The sequence below is a fragment of the Candidatus Nitrotoga arctica genome, from assembly GCF_918378365.1.
GTDB classification, from domain to species: Bacteria; Pseudomonadota; Gammaproteobacteria; order Burkholderiales; family Gallionellaceae; genus Nitrotoga; species Nitrotoga arctica.
The window spans coordinates 31,417-50,475 of sequence record NZ_OU912926.1 but is presented as its reverse complement, the minus strand read 5'-3'; the positions used below and the strand labels follow the sequence as shown (position 1 = coordinate 50,475).

The window sequence follows — 19,059 nt, the reverse complement described above, 5'->3', positions numbered from 1 at the left end:
AGAAATATTGAATACTTTTTTGCGACCCTTCGCAGAAAATAAGAACCGTATCGCTTTCAGCGAGACTATCTAACTAAACCCCAAGATTCACAAGGAGCACGCTCACATGAATATTATTGCCTGCTACAACATTAAAGGGGGGGTAGGTAAAACCGCAACGGCCGTTAATCTGGCCTATCTGGCGAGTCTTGAGGGTGCCCGCACATCGGTTATGGACTTGGATCCGCAAGGTGCGGCTTCTTTCTACTTTCGTGTAAAATCCAAGATAAAAGGAGGCGTTAAAAACGCTTATGGATGGCAAGCAAGGTTTGGATGAGCTAATCAAGGGAACTGATTATGCCAATCTCGACCTTATTCCTGCAGACTTTTCCTTCCGCAATATGGATCTATTTTTGGAAGACGCAAAAAAACCAACGCGGCAATTACGAAAACTGCTCCAGAATCTTGATGACGACTATGATGTTGCTTTTCTTGATTGTCCGCCCAGTATCTCGCTAGTATCAGAAAACGTATTTCAGGCGGCTGATGTCTTGTTAGTGCCGACCATTCCTTCTACTTTATTACTGCGAACGTTAGACCAGACTCTGAAGTTTTGCAAAGAAAATAGTCTGGATGATCTTCAGGTGCTGCCATTTTTTTCCATGGTGGATATGCGCAAACAGCTCCATCGGCTTCTCGTTGAAAAACCACCGAAAACTTTAGCTGGATTACTTAATACTACTATTCCCTATGCCAGCGATATAGAACGGATGGGGCTAAATCGCGCAGCCCTTGCCAGCTATGCTCCAACGTGTCGGGCGGCGCTGGCTTATGAATCATTATGGGCAGAAATTAAAGAATGCCTGGGTTGAAGATTCAGCTCTGTAGCATGAGGTTGATTAGCTTAGAAATTAATCTCCTGCCTTTCTAAAGGGCACCTCTAAAAATCAAATTTTCGTCACAATACGGCGTTACTCGAAAAAAATTATCGCTTACATATCAACTATATGCAGCGCTCAAATTTTTTACTTATGCCTTGTCTTGTTTAGAAACTTGAATTTTTAGAGGCGCCCTAAACAAAAGCTACAGCACCACTTTAATAAATTCTTTATTTTTCTGTCATATCCCTGAAACATCGTTGCACTATCCTGCGTCCATACATTCAAAAGGAGATGACGATGCTTAACCTGATTCTGCAACCTAAGCAACCGTACCACATGCAAGCTTTAAGCTCGGCTATCATTAATGCAGAGGTGAGAGAGTCGCATCGAGTGAGATACCATATAGTCGCATCTAAAATGAGTGCCTATTTAAGTAACGCCAATGAAGAGATTGAACGCCAAATGTTTAACCACTTTTGTGAACGCGTGCTACCCGTTACTTTTCGTGACTGGATGAAGAATGGTTAATTAGCTGCGCCAAGTATTTATATTTGAGGCCCACATGCATGAAACTCTTATTTCCATACTGCCGTTCTTCATACGGCCCTGGCACCCTTTAATTAAAAATACACACGACAAACATCTTATTTACTAACTCCGTTTAGATCACCATTTTCCGGTTAAACGCGTATGCAATGTGGTGCGCGTTCTTTTTTCCATCATGAAAAAGTCTTGTTTTTCACCAGTATCAACGTGTTATGGCAGCCAGCGCTGCAAAATTCGCAGTGTAATAATTATGTAATAGAAAATGACTATAGTTGGCTACGCTGTAGCGAATCTAATGTTTGGAGAGACTAAATCGTTTTTTTTAATTTATCTATTCAAAAGCTCTAGCAATGTGTATTTGCAAGATATAATTTTTGCCGGATAAAATTTGAGGGGGCCAGGCTCCCTCAAATTTTGAGCACTTTTAAAAATCATGCCGACGTTTTTACGTGAAGTACCTATGAAGCGCCATAATTTGCTGGACATTCTGTTCCGCAATGTCACCCGCTTGTCTGCATTCGCCGTGCTCGTTTTACTCATTGCCATCATCGTTTCACTGATAATCGGCAGCCTGCCCTCCATTAAGGCGTTCGGTTTCTCATTTTTAACCAGCGCGGAATGGGATCCGGTCACTGAACAGTTTGGCGCACTCGTGCCGATCGTTGGCACGCTGGTAACCTCGGCCATCGCCTTGCTGATCGCCATCCCGGTCAGTTTTGGCATCGCGCTTTTCCTCACTGAACTGTCGCCGCGCTGGTTACGCCGTCCGCTGGGCATTGCCATCGAACTGCTGGCCGGCATCCCCAGCATTATTTACGGCATGTGGGGTTTGTTCGTATTTGCGCCGCTGTTTGCTGACTATGTTCAGCCTTGGCTCATAGAAAAACTGGGGCCGCTCCCGATATTGGGGCCTTTGTTTCAGGGCATTCCCATGGGCATCGGGGTGCTCACCGCCGGTATCATTCTGGCCATCATGGTTATTCCCTTTATTGCCTCGGTGATGCGTGATGTATTCGAGGTTGTTCCCACCCTGCTCAAGGAATCTGCCTATGGCTTGGGCGCAACCACTTGGGAAGTCATGTGGCATGTGGTGTTGCCCTATACCAAGATCGGTGTGGCTGGCGGTATTATGCTGGGCCTGGGACGTGCGTTGGGCGAAACCATGGCGGTCACCTTTGTCATCGGCAATGCCCATCAATTAAGTGCCTCGCTATTGATGCCGGGCAATAGTATCTCCTCCGCGCTGGCCAACGAATTCAATGAGGCCGTGGGCAAGCTATATACCTCGGCCCTGGTCGAACTCGGGCTCATTCTGTTCTTAATCACTTTCATCGTGTTGTCGCTGGCACGTTATATGCTGTACATGCTGACGAAACGCGAGGGATCCACGAGTTGATTATGCTGACACTCTACACACGCCGCCGTTTGATTAATGCCCTGTGTCTGGGAATTTCAGCCTTGGCCATGCTGTTCGGCCTGATCTGGCTGGGCTGGATTTTATGGACGCTGCTGGCAAACGGTCTGCCTCAACTGTCTATCGCAGTACTTACCCAGATGACGCCCCCACCCAATAGCGCGGGCGGCTTGCTCAACGCCATTGCCGGCAGCCTGATGATGACCTTTCTCGCCGCACTGATTGGCACGCCTATCGGCATACTCGCGGGCACCTATCTAGCGGAATTCGGCCAGCGCGGCTGGTTGGCACCGACCACACGCTTTATTAACGACGTGCTGCTTTCTGCCCCCTCTATCGTGATTGGTCTGTTCATCTATGAAATGTATGTCATCAAGATTGGGCACTTTTCCGGTTGGGCCGGTGCGCTGGCATTATCCATTTTAGTCATCCCGATCGTCATCCGCACCACCGAAAATATGTTGCGCCTGGTGCCGAATACCTTGCGCGAAGCAGCGGCAGCGCTGGGTGCACCGCAATGGAAGGTGATCAACCTGGTGACGCTGCGCGCGGCACGGGCTGGCATCATTACCGGGGTGCTGCTGGCCGTGGCGCGCATTAGCGGTGAAACCGCACCGCTCTTGTTTACTTCGCTGAATAATCAATTCTGGAGCAGCGATATGAATCAGCCCATGGCCAACCTGCCGGTCGTGATTTTCCAATTTGCCATGAGCCCCTACCAGGATTGGCAGAGTCTCGCCTGGGCGGGTGCGCTGCTTATCACTTTCAGCGTGCTCTCGCTCAATATAATGGCGCGTGTATTATTCCGCCAAAAATCCACAACTTATTAAGGATGCAGGCAGATGAGCGTTGAAAGAACGGTTAGTCCGAAGCTGGTTGTACGCGACCTGAATTTTTACTACGGGGCTGAGCGCGCCCTCAAGGATATCAACCTGACCATTCCGGAAAAAATGGTGACCGCCTTTATCGGTCCCTCAGGCTGCGGCAAATCCACCATGCTGCGCACCTTCAATCGCATGTATCAACTCTATCCGAAGCAAAAAGCGACGGGTGAAGTTCTGCTGGATGGGGAAAATATTCTCGACAAAAAGCAGGATCTCAATACACTTCGGGCCAAGATCGGTATGGTATTCCAAAAACCGACTCCGTTCCCCATGTCTATTTATGACAACATTGCTTTCGGTGCGAAACTCTATGAAAACCTTAGCCGCCACGATATGGACGAACGGGTGGAATGGGCATTGAGGAAAGCAGCGCTATGGACGGAGGCGAAAGATAAACTGAAACAGAGCGGCACCGGACTTTCCGGTGGTCAGCAACAGCGCTTGTGTATCGCGCGCGCCATCGCGGTCAAACCGCAAATCTTGTTACTCGACGAACCGACTTCTGCGCTCGACCCGATTTCCACCGCACATATCGAAAAGCTGATCGATGAGCTGAAAGCAGAGTTCACCATTATCATCGTCACCCACAATATGCAGCAGGCAGCGCGCGTATCAGACTACACCGCCTATATGTATCTGGGTGACCTGATCGAATTCGGCGATACCAGAACGGTGTTCACTAATCCTAAGCGCAAGGAAACGGAAGATTACATTACCGGGCGGTTCGGGTAAGCGTTCGCTACTCCTGATTTGTATTAGGAATACGCTATTTTTTACATAGCAAATCCGACGAAATCATTGCATTTTTTACTCCCATAGCTAGTCCAGTTGCCTAACTGTCCAGCCCCCAACAGCCTGGCCTCAAAGGTAACCGAGCCTCTCAATATGCCGTCAAATACCTGAGAAAAGTAAAAATAAAATAACGAACGCCAATCTCGCATCTGAATTGAGTCCCTTAGCGCCTATCTCTTTAGCCAATGGCGCAGCCCTATCATTACAGGGATGGCCATGGATATCCATGATGCCCCATGCCATATACCGACACCGAGTAAAGCCGCAAGCAGGCCAAATGTCAGTAGTACGGCCATCAACAGATGGGAATCCCCATATCTGCAATAAGGTTCTCATTTGATATCCTTCAAACCCACGGCATAATCAAGATGCAGTTGTTCCAGCTGGCTGATACGCTTATCCGCCGTCTTACGCCGGCTCCACCAGAGGTACAGCCCGCTGCCCAAAACCACGATGGTAAAGATATCCCGCAGGGTTCAAAGGATCTTCAGGGGTAGCCCGCCATAATCACCGAAATGCAGTGGTTGAGACAACAAAAGCGTCTTTACGTACCAAGGCATATCTCTGCTATCGGTCAGCTTGCTGGTCTGGGCATCAATCAAAGCGGGTTTAAGCAGGCGAGAAGTTAACGGGGTGCTGCCCTTCATGAATACAGTGTAATGATGGGGGCTTGAGAACAAGCTTCCCGGAAATGCAACGAAACTGACGTGCATGTCTGGTACTGCTTTGCGTGCCGTGACCAGCGATTGCTCCAGCGATCCAAAATTTGAGGGAGCAGGCAGCCCTTTATAGGGGGCAAGCATATCGGCCATTTGGTCTCGCTGCCAAATCCCAATAATGACCTGGCTCTATGTATTGATGGATCCGGTGATCCTACAACAAGCACCCATACGATCGTGATCACACCCAATAGATTATGCACATCCAACCATTTTAAGCGCAGGCTTCGATTCTTCCGTACCGTACCAAAATCCAGCTTCCGCATGAATATCTAACGATATTTATGCAAAATAAAACCCGCCGAAGCGGGTTTGAGAGATACATTACAGTGCTAACAGCAGCAATGTAATAACGACTCTACAATGAATTACAGTTATTAATTATTGTCATTATCGTTAGATTTGTGTCCAGCATCGTCTCTCTTTTTATCCCAAGAATCATTGCCAGATCTATCACCACCTGAGTCTTGAGGAGTCCATGAATTATTGGAACGACCGCCCGTCGTCGACTGGTTCCTGGAATTAGCATTGTCCCATTGGGAACGCTCCTTACCCTTGGGATCCTTTCCGCTATCATTCATTTTATTCCTTACACCCTCGCTACTCTCCATCTTCTTGTGTGCGGCGTTTATTTCCTCACCGGTGATTTGACCATCACCATTGGCATCCAATTCTTGGAATTTCTTTGCTCCAAAATTATTAAATTCGTCCCTGGTAACCATTCCGTCCGAATTGGAATCCATAGTTTTGAACATTTGATCGTGCATATTTCCTTGAGATGAATCAGGATTAGCGTGAGCTAAAGTAGTGCTCAATACGAAACACGATGTAATAGCGAGGTAATTAAAAGGTTTATTCATTTATAACTCCATTTATAAAATTGCGGAAAATTGCTTAATTGATATAAGGTTCTGTCGCTTTAACGAGTTTTATCCGGCTTTTTATTGGCTAACTCTGGAACAAGATTACAAAGTATTTGGAATCTGGTCTGTGCGATATGGAACATATATGTATTTATGTATTGTCAGGGGTGATTACATAAAATTAAGAATGATCGAAATCATCGAGATGTGAAAAAAATCACTGGCAAGATAAACCTACCGATTGTACGCAGCCGTACAGACACCGTATGGTCATTAAATTACTCTGCAAACGCTCTCCCTTCTTTCTAGTGATGAAAATAGTTTTTCAAAGTTTTCTATTTATGGATTGAGGTATCTGCTGCCGACATTAAGTAAAGAGCATATATTTTCAAATGATTTATAAATTTGTAATTAGAAATTTTGGTAACGCTATTTGAGTCAGAAAATACCCCTGCAACCTATTTCATAAATGTTTTAATTTAAAACTTACAGGAGCTACCCATGAAAAAAACTATTATTAATATTGCAATTGCGTCGTGTTTTGCATTGAGTTTTACTTTTGCTCAAGCCAACGCCCCAGAGGAAGATGGACAAAAAAGTACGATGAAGCAAAAATCTAACGAATCTGATAAAAGTACATCTGACACATCCATTGACACCGGGACACCGGGCATAGGTACGGGGGCACCTGACATAGACACCGGGAGGCCGGGCATAGGTAGCGGGGTGCCTGACATAGGCATTGGAACACCGGGCATTGGCGCTGGGATACCTGACATAGATACACAGACACCGGGCATAAATACCGGGATACGTGGAACATCAGGTGGAGGCAGTACATCTGGCGGGTCCAGTGGTTCTAGCTCCGGTGGATCAGGTGGTTCTGGGCATTAATTTTGTATCAAGCACAACAGGAGGTTAGGCTCTATTTAAGATAGCCTACCTCAACAAAGCCCTTTTAAAATGATGGCTGGTACCTTACGGATCCAACATCAAAAATATTCATTCTGCCCAAACGATCATCGGCTCGTCCCCATCTGGGGTAAATTTCGAATACCTACCCCTACTCCTAAATACAGCGCGGCAAGCGTATCTGAGCAACGACTGCTACCAAACTGTCAGTTTGTAGATAATGCATTTACCCTTGGATCAATTGGACGCTATGTTGACACCCTGAAAAAATATCTCCTATGACCCGCATCGCAAATGCAAAAAAACCAGAAACGAACCATTCCTTTATTCATCTATACAAGTAATCACAAACACTGACAACTTACAGATAACCTTATACCGCCGCTTTTAGAAAGCATCGAAAGGTACGCTGTATGTTAGGTAGTGCACGGACTGAATATAGAATTTTTGGCAATATCTAGCCCTGTCGTTGTCGCCATAGTTCGGATCATATTTAATTCATTTCTGAGGAAAACATTATGAACAGGGATCAAGTTAAGGGTCGTATCAATAAAGCCATAGGTCAAGCCAAAGAAATGGCCGGTAAATTTACCGAAGATAAAAAATTGGAAGTACAAGGTAAAACTCAGAAAAATATGGGTAAAAGACAAGCGGAATTTGGCGATCTTAATAATGATCTCAAGAAATGGCGACTAAAGCGTACATAGACTAGATAGCTTGCCATCAAATGGCCTTTTGCATAGGTATACGATATAAACACAGTCAACTTTCTAATAAATTTAGATTATGAAAATTGAGATACCTATGGCGTCCATTTAACAGTGAACTCTAAAATGGATTTTAGGTCATGGATAGTAGTCGAGAGCCAGACTATGGTGCAACGGCTTCGGGACATGCGCGTACTGGACTCACCTTTAGCCATAACAATCCACTTTGGAAATTTGGTGTTGAGGTGATTGCAGACTCAAAAAAGTCGGAAAAGGTTCCGAGGTAGGTTAAATTACACCTACCTCGAAACCAAACTAAGAGGGGGTAGGAAACTACTACGCCAAACGTCTAAAATGTTAGGGGAAGTGCTGTTTAATTACGAACCTTTGAATCAGATTTTGCGACGACGAGAAACTCCCAGACCTGCCAGACCCAAACCTAACAGTGCGAGAGTTGTTGGTTCAGGCACGCCATTCACCGCGCTAACTGAAGCATTTGTGACCAAATAGCCTGGGTCGCCGGAGACATAATTTGATAGCGTATCGCCGAACACCCAGTTTACACCGTAGGCCAGATTGGTAACCAATTCACGCGGTGCACCACCCCCAAGGCCAGCCCAGCCGCTAGTTAGCTGGGCAACCGTAGGCGCCTGAATAACAAAACTTGCGAGATCCGCGAAGGTGAGCCCGACGCCCGCATTGGGCAACCAACTCTTGTTGGTGTTTTCAAAAATCTTTGCCACCTTGCCCGAAAGGTCAGCAAAGCTCAAATCGTAACCATTGCTATATAGCAACTGCATATTAGCGTCAGAAGGCTCATTTGCCACGATGGCAAAGTTGCCCGCGCCATCAGTAATCCAGAAGTTCAGATAGGGCGCCACTCGAGGGCCGGAACCAGCCGCGAACCGGGTCACATCATCTAGCCGCGTGATAGCGACACTTTGCAAACTTCCCAGCGTTTGACCGTTAATATCATTCGAACCTAAAGCGGCCTTCTGGCCACCCACTGTCAAAACAAATTCGGTCTGACCAACAGCAGGGTGATTTATCGTCGGCGTACCACGAATAACGAAGTCGACAAATCCAGCATGAGCCATAGTGGTCATCAACAGACCTACAACAATGCTCACTGAGCGAATGAAATTACTATTGATTGCTAAAGGAACCATTGTTGCTGGCCCTGCTGACTTCAAATTTATTGATCGCATTTAAACCTCCTTAAAAATTAATAATTTATAGATAAGTGGCACTATATATTTGCCCTCTATCTAAAATAACCTCGTTGGGGCTTAAAAGATCAAAATGCCACATCGAAGCACTAAATTAAAGCATTACATATATAAGCATGAAATATGCCACAAATTATTCTGTGCGATCATATGTATGATTTCAATTGAATAAATGTTAAGGACTAAAATATGTTGATAATTAAAGACGTAAAATTTGCAGGCACTGTAAAGAAAACCGACATGATTAATAGATGGGCAATCTCTAAATGGTGGCCATTTCCTCTTTGAGATGTTCCTTCACCCCTTCAAACAACGGATTGCCTCTCCGAGCTTCAATGGCTTACGGGACTTGATTCGCAGACGGTGTGCCTGTTCACCAGCCAAGGAGGCAACGTAGTCAGATTCACCTCCCCAATTCTGTGCAATCTCTTTTGGAAGAGTGCTCGAAGAGCGTTTCCAGAATCGTCCAATTTCCCTAAGTTCACTTCCTTCTCGTTTCATCAGCATGATCATCGCGCGCTCTTCAGCATTCAAGTGCTGGTAATGCTTTCCTGAGTTCTCCATCCCAACACCTTAACTTTTCTAAGGTCTCGCGATTGGTTATTGAGCGCGCCAAGTTTTGCAAAGTAAATTGAAAAGCTCGTGAATTTCCAAGCAATAAAATAAAGGAACGCTACCCTTATATAGGTTATTTAATTCAACTTCGAGCGACCCGAAAACTGTCACGGATACGTAGTATTTGTGCACGGTCAAGGTTCTTCGCTAATGCCACTTGGCGGTTATTGCATTCTTGAACGGGCAGGCGGCCTTGATACTTCTCCATAAACTTTGCACTAAATGCAGCGTACTTCTCACAATAATTTCCGCGCGATTGATGGGCTATTAAAATATCCTTGCATACTGCCAATTTGAATCCGGCTAAATAGGCTGCGAAGGTAAAATCGGTATCATAGATATGGAAGCCATCGAAATTTTGTTCATCAAAGCGTACTTCATTCACCACCCGTCTATTCACGGCAATGAAAAACCCATCTAAAGCTTGAATCCCTTCAACGACCACCGAACTGACTCCGCCCCACACCGCCAAGTCGAAGTGATTGCCAGGCCATACATCAGCGGTCGCCGGGTAAATCACCGTGCCGTGCATGTAGGGATCTCCCGCGAACCCCCAGTTGCTGGCGACTAAGTGATTTGTGCCGGCGCAGCCGACCACGTCATAGACTTGAAGATATTGGCATAAAAGAGGGTAAAAATCGGTTGAGATTATCTCGATGTCATCATGGCAAAAAATCAGGATGTCGCCTCGGCTTTGATTGATGCCACGGTTATAGCCTTCACAGAGTGACTGCGCGTCGTAGATGCCGATTATCTCAAACGGCGCATTCCCCAGGAGCTCGATGTAGTTTTTAGAGATGAACGCGAACTTTTCCGGATTGATGCTGCAAATGATAATTGAAAGCATGTATTTGGCTCCGTTTCAATCGAGATAGGGCTAATAATGGTGGGTTCCAGCAAAACCATTTCCGTTCGCGGTGAGCTTGTCGAACCGCTAGTCCCGCGCCAACACCGGCCTTCGACAAGCTCAGTCCGAACGGATTATTTGGAATTTTTTAACGGAACGATCTACTGGCCGCCATATTGCGCGTTGAATTCAGAATGACAAAACGATTCCATTTGACGTAATGACTTTTCCATCTCAAAAATTTTATTGCTGCCTGTAATGATACGTTGTACAACTTGCTCGCGCCATGCACTGTCTGTGCCGATCTTAATGGCTATCTCTGGATAGTCATCCTGGTCTTTAGCTATAAGTTCATCCAACCCCATACATTTCAGCATTCCATAGCTTTGCCGACCGCGCATGAACTCTCCCGGCAAAGTTACCACGGGTAAACCGCAGGCGAGCGCATCCAGGGTTGTGTTACCGCCAGACCAATGCAAGGTATCGAGCATCACATCACACAACATATTGACGCGTAGATAATCATCGTGTGCCATTGACGACAGAATAATGCCGCGCCCTTGCGGCTCCAACCCGCGCACGCGCAGGGTCTGCGCCAGCCGTGAAAAAAAGGCGTTGGTGATGTTAGGGTGGCGACCGGCAAACAGCACGATGACGCCATCCGGGTCGCGCTCAAGAATGTTCGCCAGCAGGGCATCATTGTCTGGGTGGATTTTGAATAATGATTGCGGGCATAAATACAGCGTTTTGCCTTCTGGTAACGCAAAGTCGGCGCGGCGCGCCGGTGTGGGTAGCACGGGTTTGCTGTAATAAGTGCCTAGACCCTCGATCAATATCAATTTTTCTGAATAATGAAGCTCGGCGTTATCGGGCTCCATTGCGGCGCTGGAAAAATAGTAGTCGATATTTGCGTGGCCGCTCGTCACTGGGTGTCCCCAGCCCGCACATTGCACTGGCGCCAGTCGCATGGCAGCCAGCAGGAAACTGGTGTTATCCATGCCAAGCTCAGGATAAACCAGGATATCCAGGTCATCCGTCAGCACAGTAGAGGCGATGCTACCAGGCGAAACAGGGCCCGCGACAAGATGGCGGAAATGGTCACAAGCGTCGACAATTTCCTGGGTAACAGGATCTTTTTCCGGACGGGTATGATAGACAAAAATTTCAAATTGCTCGCGATCGAGTCTCGTGATCCAGCTGCGGAAATACATCCCGACAGTGCAATTTCTGAAAAAGCTGGACAGATAACCGATACGCAAGCGGCGTCCCGCTGCATCTTTTTTCACGCGCGGCTGCATGAATTGCGGCGCGATTTTCTCCAGCATGGCAGCCACGAAATGCGCATAGTCTATTTGCAAACTCTTATCGTCCAGACCTTGGTAGGCCAAGTAAAAATTACTCCAGCGCAGTTCGTCTAATAGTTTCTGGGGCTGGTTGTGAGAAATAAAATTCGGGATATTTGCGTGCAGGATTTTCAGGCCATTAGCGAACCGCTGACGTGCTTCCAATAGATCAATCTGATTGCGATATACGGCGGGCAACGACAGCAAGGCGCCAAGTGCCGATTTCAGTTCATGCGGAATCAGCGTTTGCGCTTGTCCATAGGCAGCAAGCGTTTGTTCGATACGACCTTGCTCCCAAAACACGCGGGCAAGTTTGTTGAGTTCTTCGCCATTCTTGCCCGGCTTCATTTGCGCGGCATGGGTGAAACTGGCTTCCGCTTCATCGAGCTTGCCCAATTGGTGCTGAACAGAACCGAGATAGTTGTAAGCCTGAACGTGATCCGGTTTCAAGCGAAGCGCATGGCTGAAACTGGTTTCCGCCGGATTGAGTTGTCCTATATCCAGGTGAGTGATACCCAGGTTGTAATGGGCCAGCGCATAATCCGGTTTCAGCAGCGCTGCTTGCGCAAACTGCTGCTGGGCGCCAATGAAGTCACCCAGCGCACGAAGCGAGGTACCCAGGTTGTTAAGAGCCTCGGGATAATCCGGCTTGTAATGAATTGCATCGCGGAATTTTGCAGCGGCTTGCTCGAAGCGTTTTTGGTCATGCAGGATAATGCCGATATTGTTGTAGGCCTCGGCATAATCCGGCTTCACGCGAATTGCATTTTTCAGGCTAGCGATAGCTTCATCTGGTCGATGCATATCTTCCAGCGTGAGTCCGCGCAGAAAATAATTGCGCGACTCTTGCGGACTGAGAGCGATGGCTTGATCAAGATAGGCCAGTGCCCGCTCCAAATTACCGGCTTGTCCCGCCAGGGCGGCAGGCTGCTGCAGCGCCTCGGCCTGATTCAGTGAATCGGGACTATCAGTCATGGCTACAAAGCGCCTCTAAAAATTCAAGTTTCTAAACAAGACAAGGCACGAGTAAAAAATTTGAGCGCGGCATATATGTTGATATGTAAGCGATAATTTTTTTCGAGTAACGCCGTATTGTGACGAAAATTGGATGTTCATCGTGATGTTACGATGCCTTTCTGCAGCAACGCCTGTCGATAGGCTTCTTCCAGATAGCGCACATGCTCATCCATGTTGACTAGCGGTGAGTCGGCCAAACCGCGCCGGATAGCATCCGCCACACTGGCGTAAAACGTTTGATCGTTAGCGAGGCGTTTGACGATGTCGATAAATTCCTGTTCGTTGCAGGCAATCGTTGTCGTTACGCCGAGATTCGTCAGAATGCTGAAGCCGGTGCGTTCGCCATGCCGTTCCCCGCGCAGTGTGACCACCGGCACGCCCATGTCGAGCGCTTCCAACGTACCATTGACGCCACCATAGGGCAGGGTATCCAGCACTATATCAACCGGGGTATAGCGCGCCTGGTTGTGAGCGTCATCTTTGCCAAGCGGGATAAAGACGGCGCGAGATGCTGCTATGCCAGCCACCTTGAGTCGTTGCAGATACCCGGCTTTAGCTTCAATGTTGGGCGGCGAGAACGCGAGTACCGCGCTCGGCAGTGCTTCCAGCACCTGGCGCCACAATGCGAGACAGCGCGGACTCAGCTTAATCAAGCTGACGAAAGCACCCAGCACGACAGCGTGCTTTCCTATGCCAAATTTTTTACGCTGATAGTTGTGCTGGCTGGCTGGCGCGATGTGTCGATAAGGAAATACACAGCCCTGCATCGGCAACAGGCGCTCCAGCAGATACGCCTGGTTTGCTGGAGTGTCGGCGTAATGATCAGTCAGCTTGAAATCGATGCTTTCCAGCCCCACTGCCCCGGCGCTGGCAATGTGGGTGATCTGCAGGCGTGCGGGTTTGTACGCCAGAATCGCTGGCAAGCTACCCTTGGTGTGGGTGGACAGATCCACCAGGATATCCAGGTTATCTTCTGCAATGCGATTTGCCGCACTGAGCGCGCCGAGATTTGCGATGCTGACAAACCGATGGCTACAGACACGAAAGCGCTCGGTCCACGCATCTTGCTGCGATGACAGCGAGTAGCAGTACACCTCGAATTGCTCGGTATCATGGCGGGACATGGCCTGATATATCATTTTTCCCATCACGTGATCGCGCAGATCGGCTGACAAATAGCCCAGCCGGATCTTCCCACCAGCGATGCGTGTGGGCAGCGATATCGGGGGGGTATAAGTCTGCTTACTCAACTGATTGTAGCGCTGGTACAGAGCAAAGAGATGCTCTGGAGGAATGTCAAAAGACAAAAGTAAAAACAGTATTTCCTCCAGCCGGTCGAGTGCATCGGCGGCATTGAAGAACACATACTTATCGCTCAACAAGTCGTCCAGATACGCCTGTTGCTGTTCGACTTCACCCAAGTACTGGCAGGCTTGCAGGCCATACACCGCGAGCATGGCAGAGGGCGGCACGTGCCGCCGGAACTGTTTAAAATTTTCCAGCCACGAATTGATTTTGCCAGCGTCGAACAATACATCGCCCAGATGGTAATAGGCCGGTACATAATCCGGCTGAATACGCAGAATTTCTTGATAGCAGGCAGCAGCACGTTCGGGCATGCCTTGTTGCTGAAACAGTACGCCCAGGTTGAATAATGCCTCGATATTGTTTGGCTCCAGCGCCAGGGCACGATGATAGGTGGCCATTGCCACATCTGGCATACCTTGTTTTTGATATGCCACGCCAAGATTGAAATACGCAGACGATTCCTGGGGCTGACTTTGGATCGCCTGCTGCAAGGCGGTGACGGCTTGCGGCAGATGTCCAGCCCCAGTCAGAGCGCGGCCCAACCCGTTCAGCGCTGCAAAATGGCTGGGCTTAACTTGCAGCGCCTTATTAAAGCCGGCGACCGCATCCTCCATCTGTCCCTGCTTTAAATAAAGATTGCTCAGTGCCAGATGCGCATCAAGATAGCTTGGGCTAATCGCAATTGCACGTTGGAGTTGCGCGATGGCACCATCTTCCTGGCCGATTTGTTCCAGAAGTACGCCATATAAATAAAGGGCGGCGGCATGGCCTGGCTCATCCAATAGTACCTGCCGGTAATAGTCAGCGGCTTCCATCAAGTTGTTGGCCTGGTGTTGCCGCACGCCTTTCTGGAACAGCGCTTTATTATCGTCGTTTGCGACTGAATCTTTTAGGGGACATTGGGCGATAGCATGACGATAGGCGTCTTCCAGATGCCGGGTATAAGCATCCATGTCAACCAGCGGCGAATCGATAAGACCGCGCCGGATCTGTCCCACCACCGTGCCTCGCCAGCCAGCGTCGCTCGCCAGACGGCAAACAAGATCGATATATTCAGCTTCGCTGTGAGCGATTGTTTCAGGCACGCCGAGGTTCATCAAAATACTGAAAGACGTGCGTTCGCTATGACGCTGACCACACAATGTGACCACCGGCACTCCCATATCCAGCGCTGCCAGGGTCGTATCACCACCGCTGTAGGGGAACGTATCGAGGGCCATATCCAGCAGCGCATAACGTGCGCGGTTCAACTGCTCGTCCTTTGCCGCGGGGATGAACTTCACTCGCGCCGGATCGATTCCGGCCGCAGCAATTTGACGTAAATAGCTGGTTTTTTCGTTTTCTTTCAGAGGCGAAAATGCCAGCACGGCATGTTCGTTTCTCGTCAAGATTGCCGCCCAGGTCTGTAGAGAACGCGGGCTGAACTTCATTATGTTAGCGAACACCCCCAATACCACTGCATTTTTGGCAATGCCTAACTCGGCCCGACTTAAATGGACCTGCGAAGCCGGTTCAACATGGTGAAAGGGGAAAAGACAACCTTCCATCGGTAACAGTTTTTCGATCAAATATGCCGCATTTTCCGGCACGTCGGCATAATGGTCGGTCAGCTTGTAATCAACCGTATCCAGGCCTATGCCACCGTGAGCGCCAAGATGGGTGATCAGCACCCGTGCCGGTTTGTAGGCGAGGATCAACGCATTGGAATAAGAGGTGTGGTTGCACAGGTCGATCAGTATATCGAGGTCATCTTCGGCGATCATCTTGGCGGCTTGGCGCGCAGACAGCGTATGCAGATCAACGAATTTATCACTGATCGTGGAAAATTGCGTGGTGAGTGCATCTGTTTGGCTCGCCAAGGAATACAGATGCAATTCAAACTGGCTGCGATCATGGCGCGCCAGCACTTCGTACATAAGCTTGCCCATCACATGTACGCGAAAATCCGCCGACAAATAGCCAATGCGCAATTTTGTGCGCTGCGTTCGATAGGGAGAAACCAGCGGGAATTCAGAGAAATGTTGACGTTTTACTGCCTGGTTGTAGGCATGGTACAAGCGCAGTAACTGCGCTTGTGGCAGATCAAAGTACTGCGCCACCCCTAAAATGTTATCCAGCACCCCGATATCGCCATCTGTGAGTGGATGTGCGAACAAGGCTTGCAGGTAGTTTTGTTCGCGGGTGAAATCGCCCAGGTAGCGACAGGCGGAAAGTCCGGCAACAAAAAACCAGTCGGTTTTATTATCCAGACGCTCGTATTTCCTGAATGCATCCAGCCATTCCTCGGTGCGGTCGAGGAATCTCAGCAGTGAACAGAGATTGTCATAAGCTTCCGCATAGTCCGGCGCAATGTCTATCGCCGCCTGGAAATGCTCCACCGCCAAACTGAACCGTTTTTGTTTTTTAAGTATCAGGCCTAAATTGAATTGTGCCTGTGGCAGCCTGGAGTTACTTGCCAAGGCGCGGCTGTAGGACTGCCGGGCGTCATCCAGGCGCTCCAGGGCTTGAAAGATATTGCCCAGATTGTTGTGTGCCTCGGCAAAACCAGGATTAATTTCAATGGCGCGCTGGTAGCTGGCAATTGCCGCATCGGTTTGATTCAAGTATTGCAGTGCCAGTGCCAAGTTGTAATGACATTGTGGGTGCTTGGGCTGTAACACGAGAACTTGTCGGTAAACTATCATGGCGTCCACTAGCCGTCCTGCTTGATGATGCTGCACTGCCTGTTGAAACAAATTGCCGGGATTATTCATGGATGATTAATTACAATTGTTATCAGAAGGTGAGCTTAATGGTCGAGCATTCAATGCTGCTGCAAAAAATTGCTCCATCTGACGCAATGGCGTCTCCACCGCAAAGATAACGTCACTACTTGTGTTTATATGTTGCACAACTTGCTGATGCCAAGCGCTATCCGTACCAAGTCTGGTTGCTATCTCAACATAATCTTTGTCATCGTGCGCGATCAATTCATTCAAGCCCATACACTTCAACATACCGTAGCTTTGTCGCCCACGCATGAACTCACCGGGCATCGTTACCACGGGTAAACCGCAGGCCAGCGCATCCAGCGTTGTATTGCCGCCAGACCAATGCAGGGTATCGAGCATGACGTCGCACAGCATATTGACACGCAAATAATTTTCATGAGCCATGCGCGGCAACATCTTTATTTGACCGCTTTTCTCCATCCTGCTTTCATCAAATACATTTCCGAGCCGCTTCATGAAAGCACGTGTAATTGACATATCAGTGGCCTGAAAAAATACCAGCACAGCGTTTTTATTCCGTGCCAGAATTTCCAGCATCAGCCTATCGTTATCGGGATGAATTTTATATAACGATTGCGGGCAAAGATAAAGAACACGCTCCTCTGGCAATGAAAAGTCCGAGCGCTTGGCGGGAGAAGGAAGTACCGGTTTTAAATAGCACGTTCCGATTCCCTCCAACAAAATCAATTGCTCACTATAGTGAGCCTGCGCATTTTCTGGCTCCATTAATGCACTGGAAAAGAAATAATCCATATTGGCATGGCCGGTGGTTACCGGATGTCCCCAGGCAGCGCATTGTATGGGTGCCAAGCGCATGGCTGCCAATACGAATGCCCCCTGGTCCATACCAACTTCCGGATAAATCAAGATATCCAGCTGGTCTTTCTTGATCTGTCTTCCAACATGCTCAACGTCACCAGCAAGATGTTTATAGCAATCAGACGCATGGGCAAACTCTTGAGTTACCTGATCCTGTATATGCCCAATGTGATAGCAATAAATTTCAAACATTCCTCTGTCAAGAGAAGTAACCCAGCTTTTAAAATAAGATCCGACGGTACAATCGCGCATAAAACTCGACAAGAAACCAATGCGCAAACGTCGTTGGCTGACCGTGGGATCTTGCTTTAGGGGCTGCATTAAATCTGGAGCCGCAACCCGAAGAATATCCGCCACAAAATGTGCATATTCCACTTGCATCGATTTGTCATCTTGACCTTGATAAGCCAAATAAAAATTTGTCCAGTTCAATCCTGACAATAATTCTTTTGATTCTATTTCAAGGAAGTTTTCGGTGTTACCACGTAAAGTCTTAAGACCCTCAGTGTAACGTTTGCGTACCGCGAACAATTCTATGGCATTGGAATAAATCGCGGGCAACATCAGGTGCGCGCCGATGAATGCCTTCAAACCATTGGGCTTTAATGACAAGGCATGCTGATAAACGGATGCCGCTTCGACATGCTTGCTTTGTTCTTTTAATGAATAAGCCAAGTTGTTTAGCACTGGAATATTACCTGGATCGAGAAAGAGCGCTCGGCGTAATACTTTTTCGGCCTCTTCCATCTTCCACTGCACCATAAGAGCATGCCCCAAGCCAAAATGGGCATAAATATTATCCGGCTGAAGTTCAATGGATTTACGATAACAGCTCTCAGCTTCGCATATTCTTGCTTGTGATTGATATGCGCTGCCCAAATTGTTGTAAGCGAGCACGTAATCTGGTTTTAAACGTACTGCTTCGCAAAAAGCAACCGTTGCCTCATCAATTTTCCCCTGCAAATTAAGTACACTCCCCAAATTATTCCAAGCTTGGGGGAAATCGGGAAGAAATTTTAACGCTAGACTAAAATTAGCAGCAGCTTCATGAAGACTCCCCTTTATTTGATATAACGTACCCAACTGATAATATGCTCGTGCAAAATTTGGATTCAGTTCAAGTGCTTTACAAAAATATCCTGCTGCTTCGTCAAACTTCCCTTGCGCCTGCGAGACTAAACCCAAAGCAAGCCAATAATGTGGCTGCTTTGAATCAGCTTGTATTGCCTGATTAAAATAATTTGCTGCTTGTTCGAAATTTTTTGAACTAAAAGTCTTCAATCCCAACTGATAAAGCACCTCTGGGTGAGTAGGAGTGCCGATAGGAATTGACTGATTTTCATTTTGCATTTTTGATGCCTTAATGTGACGCGAATCCTAAATTCAAAGTGCAGCATCTCACTGCTTTCTCAA

At 47.9% G+C, this 19,059-nt stretch carries 16 protein-coding genes; 8 read left to right on the top strand and 8 right to left on the bottom strand.

The features are described from left to right. Positions 1 to 106: 106 nt before the first annotated feature. The 6 genes from MKZ32_RS15325 (at position 107) to pstB (ending at position 4,436) form a co-directional block, all read left to right on the top strand. Positions 107 to 316: a ParA family protein gene (locus MKZ32_RS15325; protein WP_275584233.1), complete on the top strand. Its 210-nt coding sequence runs from the start codon at positions 107 to 109 to the stop codon at positions 314 to 316. Further along, a complete protein-coding gene (locus tag MKZ32_RS00200) occupies positions 291 to 851 on the top strand; it encodes a ParA family protein (RefSeq protein WP_275584232.1) in 561 nt (186 codons plus the stop codon). Before MKZ32_RS15325 ends, MKZ32_RS00200 begins: the two co-directional genes overlap by 26 nt. Positions 852 to 1,157: 306 nt before the next feature. After that, the gene (locus tag MKZ32_RS00195) at positions 1,158 to 1,388 is read left to right on the top strand and encodes a hypothetical protein (protein WP_239795407.1); all 231 of its coding nucleotides are present in this window, start codon (positions 1,158 to 1,160) and stop codon (positions 1,386 to 1,388) included. Positions 1,389 to 1,839: 451 nt separating this feature from the next. Then, positions 1,840 to 2,802 carry a phosphate ABC transporter permease subunit PstC gene (gene pstC / locus MKZ32_RS00190; RefSeq protein WP_239795406.1) on the top strand — a complete coding sequence of 321 codons (963 nt, stop codon included), beginning with the start codon at positions 1,840 to 1,842 and terminating at the stop codon, positions 2,800 to 2,802. A gap of 2 nt (positions 2,803 to 2,804) precedes the next feature. Next, positions 2,805 to 3,650 (top strand): phosphate ABC transporter permease PstA, encoded by an 846-nt coding sequence (pstA, locus tag MKZ32_RS00185; RefSeq protein ID WP_239795405.1) that lies wholly within the window; start codon positions 2,805 to 2,807, stop codon positions 3,648 to 3,650. 12 nt (positions 3,651 to 3,662) lie between these two features. After that, positions 3,663 to 4,436, top strand: a complete 774-nt coding sequence (pstB, locus tag MKZ32_RS00180) for a phosphate ABC transporter ATP-binding protein PstB (RefSeq protein WP_239795404.1) — start codon at positions 3,663 to 3,665, stop codon at positions 4,434 to 4,436. A gap of 536 nt (positions 4,437 to 4,972) precedes the next feature. Here the strand turns inward: pstB and MKZ32_RS00175 are convergent. Next, entirely contained in the window at positions 4,973 to 5,308 is a 336-nt protein-coding gene (locus MKZ32_RS00175; protein WP_239795403.1) for a hypothetical protein, read from the bottom strand. Between the two features lie 284 nt (positions 5,309 to 5,592). Next, the gene (locus MKZ32_RS00170) at positions 5,593 to 6,075 is read right to left on the bottom strand and encodes an EF-hand domain-containing protein (RefSeq protein ID WP_239795402.1); all 483 of its coding nucleotides are present in this window, start codon (positions 6,073 to 6,075) and stop codon (positions 5,593 to 5,595) included. 504 nt (positions 6,076 to 6,579) lie between these two features. On the opposite strand from MKZ32_RS00170, the gene MKZ32_RS00165 reads away from it, so the two are divergent. After that, positions 6,580 to 6,972 carry a hypothetical protein gene (locus MKZ32_RS00165; protein WP_239795401.1) on the top strand — a complete coding sequence of 131 codons (393 nt, stop codon included), beginning with the start codon at positions 6,580 to 6,582 and terminating at the stop codon, positions 6,970 to 6,972. A gap of 536 nt (positions 6,973 to 7,508) precedes the next feature. Then, entirely contained in the window at positions 7,509 to 7,697 is a 189-nt protein-coding gene (locus MKZ32_RS00160) for a CsbD family protein (protein ID WP_239795400.1), read from the top strand. Positions 7,698 to 8,089: 392 nt separating this feature from the next. Here the strand turns inward: MKZ32_RS00160 and MKZ32_RS00155 are convergent, their stop codons facing one another. From MKZ32_RS00155 to MKZ32_RS00130, 6 genes are all read right to left on the bottom strand, one after another. After that, positions 8,090 to 8,905, bottom strand: coding sequence for a PEP-CTERM sorting domain-containing protein (locus tag MKZ32_RS00155; protein WP_239795399.1), 816 nt, complete (start codon positions 8,903 to 8,905; stop codon positions 8,090 to 8,092). A gap of 318 nt (positions 8,906 to 9,223) precedes the next feature. Further along, a complete protein-coding gene (locus MKZ32_RS00150) occupies positions 9,224 to 9,490 on the bottom strand; it encodes a helix-turn-helix domain-containing protein (RefSeq protein WP_239795398.1) in 267 nt (88 codons plus the stop codon). A 133-nt stretch (positions 9,491 to 9,623) separates the two neighbouring features. Continuing rightward, positions 9,624 to 10,388, bottom strand: a complete 765-nt coding sequence (locus MKZ32_RS00145) for a glycosyltransferase (RefSeq protein WP_239795397.1) — start codon at positions 10,386 to 10,388, stop codon at positions 9,624 to 9,626. A gap of 161 nt (positions 10,389 to 10,549) precedes the next feature. Continuing rightward, positions 10,550 to 12,706, bottom strand: a complete 2,157-nt coding sequence (locus MKZ32_RS00140) for an O-linked N-acetylglucosamine transferase, SPINDLY family protein (protein ID WP_239795396.1) — start codon at positions 12,704 to 12,706, stop codon at positions 10,550 to 10,552. Positions 12,707 to 12,843: 137 nt separating this feature from the next. Beyond that, complete coding sequence (locus tag MKZ32_RS00135; RefSeq protein ID WP_239795395.1) at positions 12,844 to 16,809, bottom strand: O-linked N-acetylglucosamine transferase, SPINDLY family protein; 3,966 nt, start codon at positions 16,807 to 16,809, stop codon at positions 12,844 to 12,846. 6 nt (positions 16,810 to 16,815) lie between these two features. Beyond that, the gene (locus tag MKZ32_RS00130) at positions 16,816 to 18,996 is read right to left on the bottom strand and encodes an O-linked N-acetylglucosamine transferase family protein (RefSeq protein ID WP_239795394.1); all 2,181 of its coding nucleotides are present in this window, start codon (positions 18,994 to 18,996) and stop codon (positions 16,816 to 16,818) included. Positions 18,997 to 19,059: the final 63 nt, after the last annotated feature.

What these genes read in the sequence shown, in the direction of transcription:
- MKZ32_RS00195 (WP_239795407.1), top strand. Translation starts at nt 1,158, where the DNA reads ATGCTTAACCTGATTCTGCAACCTAAGCAACCGTACCACATGCAAGCT.
- MKZ32_RS00175 (WP_239795403.1), bottom strand. Translation starts at nt 5,308, where the DNA reads ATGGCCGATATGCTTGCCCCCTATAAAGGGCTGCCTGCTCCCTCAAAT.
- pstB (WP_239795404.1), top strand. Translation starts at nt 3,663, where the DNA reads ATGAGCGTTGAAAGAACGGTTAGTCCGAAGCTGGTTGTACGCGACCTG.
- pstC (WP_239795406.1), top strand. Translation starts at nt 1,840, where the DNA reads ATGCCGACGTTTTTACGTGAAGTACCTATGAAGCGCCATAATTTGCTG.
- MKZ32_RS00130 (WP_239795394.1), bottom strand. Translation starts at nt 18,996, where the DNA reads ATGCAAAATGAAAATCAGTCAATTCCTATCGGCACTCCTACTCACCCA.
- MKZ32_RS00135 (WP_239795395.1), bottom strand. Translation starts at nt 16,809, where the DNA reads ATGAATAATCCCGGCAATTTGTTTCAACAGGCAGTGCAGCATCATCAA.
- MKZ32_RS00170 (WP_239795402.1), bottom strand. Translation starts at nt 6,075, where the DNA reads ATGAATAAACCTTTTAATTACCTCGCTATTACATCGTGTTTCGTATTG.
- MKZ32_RS00145 (WP_239795397.1), bottom strand. Translation starts at nt 10,388, where the DNA reads ATGCTTTCAATTATCATTTGCAGCATCAATCCGGAAAAGTTCGCGTTC.
- MKZ32_RS15325 (WP_275584233.1), top strand. Translation starts at nt 107, where the DNA reads ATGAATATTATTGCCTGCTACAACATTAAAGGGGGGGTAGGTAAAACC.
- MKZ32_RS00200 (WP_275584232.1), top strand. Translation starts at nt 291, where the DNA reads ATGGATGGCAAGCAAGGTTTGGATGAGCTAATCAAGGGAACTGATTAT.
- pstA (WP_239795405.1), top strand. Translation starts at nt 2,805, where the DNA reads ATGCTGACACTCTACACACGCCGCCGTTTGATTAATGCCCTGTGTCTG.
- MKZ32_RS00160 (WP_239795400.1), top strand. Translation starts at nt 7,509, where the DNA reads ATGAACAGGGATCAAGTTAAGGGTCGTATCAATAAAGCCATAGGTCAA.
- MKZ32_RS00150 (WP_239795398.1), bottom strand. Translation starts at nt 9,490, where the DNA reads ATGGAGAACTCAGGAAAGCATTACCAGCACTTGAATGCTGAAGAGCGC.
- MKZ32_RS00165 (WP_239795401.1), top strand. Translation starts at nt 6,580, where the DNA reads ATGAAAAAAACTATTATTAATATTGCAATTGCGTCGTGTTTTGCATTG.
- MKZ32_RS00155 (WP_239795399.1), bottom strand. Translation starts at nt 8,905, where the DNA reads ATGCGATCAATAAATTTGAAGTCAGCAGGGCCAGCAACAATGGTTCCT.
- MKZ32_RS00140 (WP_239795396.1), bottom strand. Translation starts at nt 12,706, where the DNA reads ATGACTGATAGTCCCGATTCACTGAATCAGGCCGAGGCGCTGCAGCAG.